The 6,000-nt window shown below is 35.5% G+C and carries 7 protein-coding genes and 1 rRNA gene; 1 reads left to right on the top strand and 7 read right to left on the bottom strand.

All coding sequences use genetic code 11. The features are described 5' to 3' along the window. Window positions 1–177, bottom strand: a 16S ribosomal RNA gene (locus tag BM212_RS08055); the annotation flags it as partial. Between the two features lie 419 nt (window positions 178–596). Then, window positions 597–1,325 (bottom strand): O-methyltransferase, encoded by a 729-nt coding sequence (locus BM212_RS08050; protein WP_072694014.1) that lies wholly within the window; start codon window positions 1,323–1,325, stop codon window positions 597–599. A 112-nt stretch (window positions 1,326–1,437) separates the two neighbouring features. On the opposite strand from BM212_RS08050, the gene cbpA reads away from it, so the two are divergent. Then, window positions 1,438–2,076 (top strand): cyclic di-AMP binding protein CbpA, encoded by a 639-nt coding sequence (cbpA, locus tag BM212_RS08045; protein ID WP_072694012.1) that lies wholly within the window; start codon window positions 1,438–1,440, stop codon window positions 2,074–2,076. Window positions 2,077–2,157: 81 nt separating this feature from the next. Here the strand turns inward: cbpA and BM212_RS08040 are convergent, their stop codons facing one another. The 5 genes from BM212_RS08040 to cshA form a co-directional block, all read right to left on the bottom strand. Then, window positions 2,158–2,655 carry a QueT transporter family protein gene (locus tag BM212_RS08040; RefSeq protein ID WP_072694010.1) on the bottom strand — a complete coding sequence of 166 codons (498 nt, stop codon included), beginning with the start codon at window positions 2,653–2,655 and terminating at the stop codon, window positions 2,158–2,160. Window positions 2,656–2,865: 210 nt separating this feature from the next. After that, on the bottom strand, window positions 2,866–3,222 hold the full coding sequence (locus BM212_RS08035; RefSeq protein ID WP_072694008.1) for a type II toxin-antitoxin system PemK/MazF family toxin: 357 nt from the start codon (window positions 3,220–3,222) through the stop codon (window positions 2,866–2,868). Between the two features lie 89 nt (window positions 3,223–3,311). Next, window positions 3,312–3,563, bottom strand: coding sequence for a hypothetical protein (locus BM212_RS08030; RefSeq protein WP_072694006.1), 252 nt, complete (start codon window positions 3,561–3,563; stop codon window positions 3,312–3,314). 244 nt (window positions 3,564–3,807) lie between these two features. Next, a complete protein-coding gene (acpS, locus tag BM212_RS08025) occupies window positions 3,808–4,158 on the bottom strand; it encodes a holo-ACP synthase (protein WP_091897985.1) in 351 nt (116 codons plus the stop codon). A 253-nt stretch (window positions 4,159–4,411) separates the two neighbouring features. Then, on the bottom strand, window positions 4,412–5,878 hold the full coding sequence (cshA, locus tag BM212_RS08020; RefSeq protein WP_091897983.1) for a degradosome RNA helicase CshA: 1,467 nt from the start codon (window positions 5,876–5,878) through the stop codon (window positions 4,412–4,414). Window positions 5,879–6,000 lie beyond the last annotated feature (122 nt).

Genomic DNA, 6,000 nt, shown 5'->3' with positions numbered 1-6,000 from the left:
GCGGTATTAGCATCCGTTTCCGAATGTTATCCCCCTCTTATGGGCAGGTTACCCACGTGTTACTCACCCGTTCGCCACTAATCCATTCTCTGCAAGCAGAGAATTTCATCGTTCGACTTGCATGTATTAGGCATACCGCCAGCGTTCGTCCTGAGCCAGGATCAAACTCTCGTTTTAAGTTTGAAAAGCTCATTGTATTAATTGTGGATGAACCTTGTTCATCCGATAGTTGTCTTGATCCAATAAAGAATCGAAGACCCCTGCACATTTGGTTGTTTTTACTTTGTTCAGTTTTCAAAGATCAATCGTTTAAGTCTTCATGTTAAGCGATTCTTGCGAAGTCCAACTCAACTTGTCGACTCATATTATATTACATTATGTTGTCTATAATGTCAACAACTTTTTTAAATGTTTTTCTAACTAATTTCCGAAAGGCTTATTTGACTAAATGTTTCATTTGCGTTTCGTTTATCAGCAACGAGTAATACTTTACCAGTTATTCCAGGATACGTCAACATTTTTTCACTTATATTTTTAATCTTTTTTTGAAGAAATTAAAAAAGCTGTTATACCAGCTTTTTTAATTTCTAGTCTCTTTATTCCTCTTTCATAAAAGAAAAATCAAATTCTTCTTTTTTTGTAATCAGTAATAAACCGTCTCCAAGAGGCAGCAATGTTGTCTCTAAAGCCGGATGGACCAAAACAATGTCTAAAAAAGCATTTAATTTTTTATGAATTTTTCTTCTGCGCCTTGGGATATCTTTATCTTCTTCCAAAATCGTTCCTCCCTGGAGTACATCATCTACCGCGAGTATACCGTTTTGTTTCAATACTCGCATGCAATTAGGGAAAAAATCATAATATTTCGCTTTAGCACTATCCATAAAAATGAAATCATATTTATGACTTGCTAATTTTTCTAACCATTCATCCGCTTGTCCTTCTAATAATGTAACTTTATCTTCTATTTGTAATGCTTTGAAATTTTCTTTAGCTTTTTCCATCATTGTTGGATTACGCTCGATCGTAGTGATCTTACCTTCTCCATCCATATACTGTGCCATCAACCCAGCCGAAAAACCAATCGCTGTTCCTACTTCTAGAATTTCTTTAGGTTTGATCTGACCAAAAAGCCATATAAAAAAAGTTACTGTTTCATGTGGTATAATTGGTACTCGCTTGTCATTTGCTTCTTTTTCAATTTCGCCTAATTTTCCATCTAATTGCTTTTGAGCTGTTCTTAAGAATGTTCTAACTTCATCCATAACTACTGGGCGATCCATCATTTCATTTAATTTATGCAATTTAAAAACCTCTACTTTCATATTAAGAATTCCCTTTATATTTTACATGTATTCTTGTATTTCTCCAAGCAATTATCTGGTATAATAAATATGTGAGAATACGTATAAAAAAATGAGAAGGAGCAAATAAATAATGCTGATCAAACAATTAACGGTCCCAAAAAGCGCTGTAAATACAATATCTGAAAAAGCTACTTTGCAAGAATCAATTGAACTATTAGAGGAAACAGGATTTAGATGTGTACCTGTATTAGACGAAAGCGGAAAAATCTTTCGTGGTAACATCTATAAAATGCATATTTATCGTCACAAAGCAAATGGCGGAGATATGAATCTCCCCGTTACCCATCTTTTAAAAAATGCTACTAAATATATTCATATGAATTCTTCATTTTTCAAAATCTTTTTTATGATTAAGGATTTACCTTATATTACAGTCCTTGATGAAAATAATCATTTTTATGGAATTTTGACTCACAGCTCGATTATCGATTTGCTCCAGCAATCTTGGAGTATCGATCAAGGAAGTTATGTGTTAACGATTGCTTCTCCTGGACAAAAAGGAGATCTTACCGCAATTACCAAGATCATTAACCGTTACTGCTCCATAATGAGTTGTATCACTTTAGATGTTAAGCGTGAAAACATGGTTCGACGCACGATCATGACTTTAGAACCCAATATTTCTGAAAAGACATTAGAAGAGATCTCAAATCACCTAGAACGTAAAGGATTTAAAGTTGTAGGCACAGAAAATCTTCATAATGATTAATCTATGAGCCATACCAAAAAGGCAGCCTTCCTTACAATAATGTAAAGGAAGACTGCCTTTTTTCACGCCAATTTTCGAATATTATTTTTCCATTTGTGCATTAAAATCTATTTTACTGTTCAAGAATAACATAACTGGAATTCCAATAGCCATTGTAATAAACTGACTAATAAACAGCGTTAAGTAAGTTATCCAAAAGGCTTCTTCTGTTGCTCCTGAGATAATCAGTAGAAAAGCAATTATGAAACTAAACACAGAGAAGATTACTGTATTGACAATCATTTTCTTTTTGATTGAAGTCATCTTTCTAGTTAGAAGCATATATACAATCAGAGAAACAACTGTATGTCCGCCACCTAATATCCAGTCAATTATCCCGAAAGGAGATAACAAAACGTTTGCTAAAATAACACCGACACCCAAACCATACGCATATTTTTTATTAAACACGACTAAATGGTTCAGCATTTCAGATAATCGAAGCTGGATTGCTCCAAATCCTAACGGAGCAATAGCAAATGTAATCACGATATATAATGATCCGATAATTGCATTTAGTACCCATTGTTTTACTTTCAATTCATTTCCTCCTAGTTTTTGATAACGTGGGTTGGCGCTTTCGAACCACGGTTGATGCACAACGAAAATAGTGTATCACGTTTTGAATAGAAGTTGCAATATCATTTTATAGAAATTTATACGAGCACCTTGTAGTCCTTTATAAATAAAAAAGGACAGAATCCTAAAAAACGGACTCCATCCTTTTCACTAAGTAAATTGGATAAACTATTAGATATGTTTGTATTTATTAGATAACCCCACACTGATCGAGAGCGCTTCATCTATTGCATCCATAGTTTCTACGTGTAAATGTGTAACTTTATCGCGTAGTCGCTGCTTATCTATTGTTCGTATTTGTTCCAAAAGCACAACAGAATTTTTCTCAAGACCCTGATCCGCTCCTACCTCTACATGTGTAGGCATTTTACCCTTTTGAATCTTCGTTGTAATCGCTGCAACGATAACAGTCGGACTATACTTATTACCGACGTTGTTCTGAATAATCAAGACAGGCCTCATTCCGCCTTGCTCAGACCCAACAACCGGTGATAGATCCGCATAAAATATATCTCCCCGCTTAACCATAGGCTTTTTCTCCTCGAAGGCGCCTTGTGGAATATGGTTCGTTTCGTCCGAATTCTCAATAATACTTCTAATTTCGTACGTTACTTCCCTTAGATATAAGAATGGGCTTCACTATCACAAGAATCAAATTCAGAGCATATCTCCAAATTGATGTTCGCCATTTCTACATACCCTTTCCGCATGACATCCATTTTATTCATACTTTCCTTTAAGCAATACTTTACCATTTCAGACATTAGCTGAGTTTCTTCCATGTTTGTTTCAACACAAAATTCCACTAAATCTTCATAAACTGATTGATCTAATTCAATAATCATTTTCTTGTTGCGCTGTTCATCCATGACCGTGCCCTCCAAAAGATTATCGCTTATCTACAAACTTCCAAGATTAACCTAGTCACTACATAGTGATCAAGCAAATACTTGGGTTACGTTAAGTATGTTGGATTCATCTAGAATCGAATCGTGCAAAGTTTTATCTTATAGGTAAGTTTATCATGAAAGAACTTTTATTAAAACCGGTCTTGCAAGTAGATTTGTGACGAAATTATGACCAAATATATAAGAAACAAAGGCAAATCTGTTATTAATTTTCTAGTATAACTTGAGCTGCAGCTATTGAATCAGTATGTGTAATAGAAATCCAGGCATTTCCTTCAAATGGTGATTTTCTTATTTCAGGTTTCCCTGACCGACTATTTAGAACCTCAATATCATGAAAGCCTACTTTACCTATTCCAGTTCCCAGCGCTTTTGAAAAAGCTTCTTTTGCTGAAAAACGGCCAGCTAAGAATTCCACTCTACGTTTCCCCGTTAGTCTTTGATAAATAAGCAATTCATTTTCAGTCAGAACTCGTTCTGGAAATCCTTTTCTTCTTTCACAAGCTACTTTGATTCTTCCAATATCTACAATATCTAATCCTATTCCTACAATCATAGAGTTCCCTCTTTTTGCTTCAATGGTTGTACAATGCTTTTACATTGCTTCATTACTTAAAATCAATGTTACCAGAATCCTTATAAAAAGTCATATATAAGATTGCGCTGTTACTCACTTGTAATTTATGTACACTATTTGAACTCATAGTTCTTACATTTTCATTCTCAAACTACACTTTCCTTCTAAAATGCTTATTATACATTATTAAAAAAAGGCGTCCACTATTAATGGACCCCTCTTAAATTAATAACTATTTGTTATCTTTTTTACGGTAATTGTCACGACGGCCTTTGCTGTCGCCACGTCGGTTACTTGTGCGTTTATTATTACTGCTGCCGCGGTTATTGTTTCTGCGGTTTCCACCTCTACCACTGCCGCCTTTACGTTTACGGTCTTTAGATGGTAATGGTCTTTGTGGAGTGATCGTTACAGGTACTTCTGTCGGATCTTTAACCATAGATTTAACCAATGCTGCTGCGATATCTTCTGAAGAATATGCACTTAATAGCTTTTCAGCTGCAGTATGATATTTGTCTAGCCCGTTCTCAGTAATTGTTTTTCTGATATCGTCCATTGCAGACTCTAACTGACTTTCTAGTGCTTCGTCATTTGTAGGTGGACGAAGTGAGCTTATTTCTTGTTTAGTAAGGTTTTCGATCGTACGCAAATACCCCATCTCTTGAGGTGTTACAAACGTTACAGATACACCTTTTTCACCAGCACGACCTGTACGCCCGATACGGTGAACATAACTTTCTGGATCTTGGGGAATATCATAGTTGTACACATGTGTTAAACCTGTAACGTCTAACCCACGAGCAGCTACATCTGTCGCTACAAGAATATCCATTTTTCCTTTTTTAAAGTCATTCAAGACGCTCATACGTTTACTTTGTGAAAGATCTCCATGGATACCTTCAGCTTGGTAGCCGCGCATTTCAAGTCCTTTAGCTAATTCATCCACACGACGTTTGGTTCTACCAAAAATAATCGCAGAAGTAGGATTTTGTACATCTATTAAACGAGTTAATACATCAAATTTTTCATTATCACGCGCTTTAGTATAAAACTGTTCTATTGTAGCTGCTGATAAAGTTTTTGTTTTGATCTTAACTGTTTCAGGAGATTTCATAAAGCGTTCAGCAATACGCTTGATTGGTGTCGGCATTGTTGCAGAGAATAGTAAAGTTTGGCGTTCACTCGGTACTTCACTGATGATGGATTCGATGTCTTCAATGAATCCCATGTTCAACATTTCATCCGCTTCATCTAAAACTAATGTTTCAACCTGATCTAATTTCAAAGTTTTACGTCTAATGTGGTCTAACAAACGTCCTGGAGTACCCACAACAATTTGTGCGCCACCTTTAATTTGTTTGATTTGTCTTCTAATATCCGCTCCACCATATACACAAGTTACGCGTACACGTTTATCTTTAGATAAACGGAAAAGCTCTTCTTGTGTTTGAATAGCTAACTCACGTGTTGGTGCGATAACTAATCCTTGGACGTTGCGGTTGTTTTGGTCGATTTTTTGTAACATCGGCAAACCAAATGCAGCAGTTTTACCTGTACCTGTTTGTGCTTGGCCAATGACATCTTTACCTTCTAATGCTAAAGGTATAGTTTGTTCCTGAATTGGCGTTGTTTCTTCAAAGCCCATTCGCTCTACTGATTTTAGTATTTCTGGTGCAATATTCAATTCATTAAATTTCAAAAAAAAATTCCTCCTATTATTTTCCTTGGCTTCTATTTGTCTTGGAGCCAAGGAGTAATGCGCTTTGAGTGAGTTTATTTTCAACTCAATAAGTAGGCACTACTTAAAAGAAACTTATCACC

The sequence above is a fragment of the Marinilactibacillus piezotolerans genome (assembly GCF_900114235.1).
GTDB lineage: Bacteria > Bacillota > Bacilli > Lactobacillales > Carnobacteriaceae_A > Marinilactibacillus > Marinilactibacillus piezotolerans.
Note: the sequence above shows the minus strand (reverse complement) of the source record. Positions and strands in the feature narration are given on the sequence as shown.

Coding starts and splice junctions, on each gene's coding strand:
- cbpA (WP_072694012.1), top strand. CDS start 1,438: ATGCTGATCAAACAATTAACGGTCCCAAAAAGCGCTGTAAATACAATA.
- acpS (WP_091897985.1), bottom strand. CDS start 4,158: ATGATTGTAGGAATAGGATTAGATATTGTAGATATTGGAAGAATCAAA.
- BM212_RS08030 (WP_072694006.1), bottom strand. CDS start 3,563: ATGGATGAACAGCGCAACAAGAAAATGATTATTGAATTAGATCAATCA.
- BM212_RS08035 (WP_072694008.1), bottom strand. CDS start 3,222: ATGGTTAAGCGGGGAGATATATTTTATGCGGATCTATCACCGGTTGTT.
- BM212_RS08050 (WP_072694014.1), bottom strand. CDS start 1,325: ATGAAAGTAGAGGTTTTTAAATTGCATAAATTAAATGAAATGATGGAT.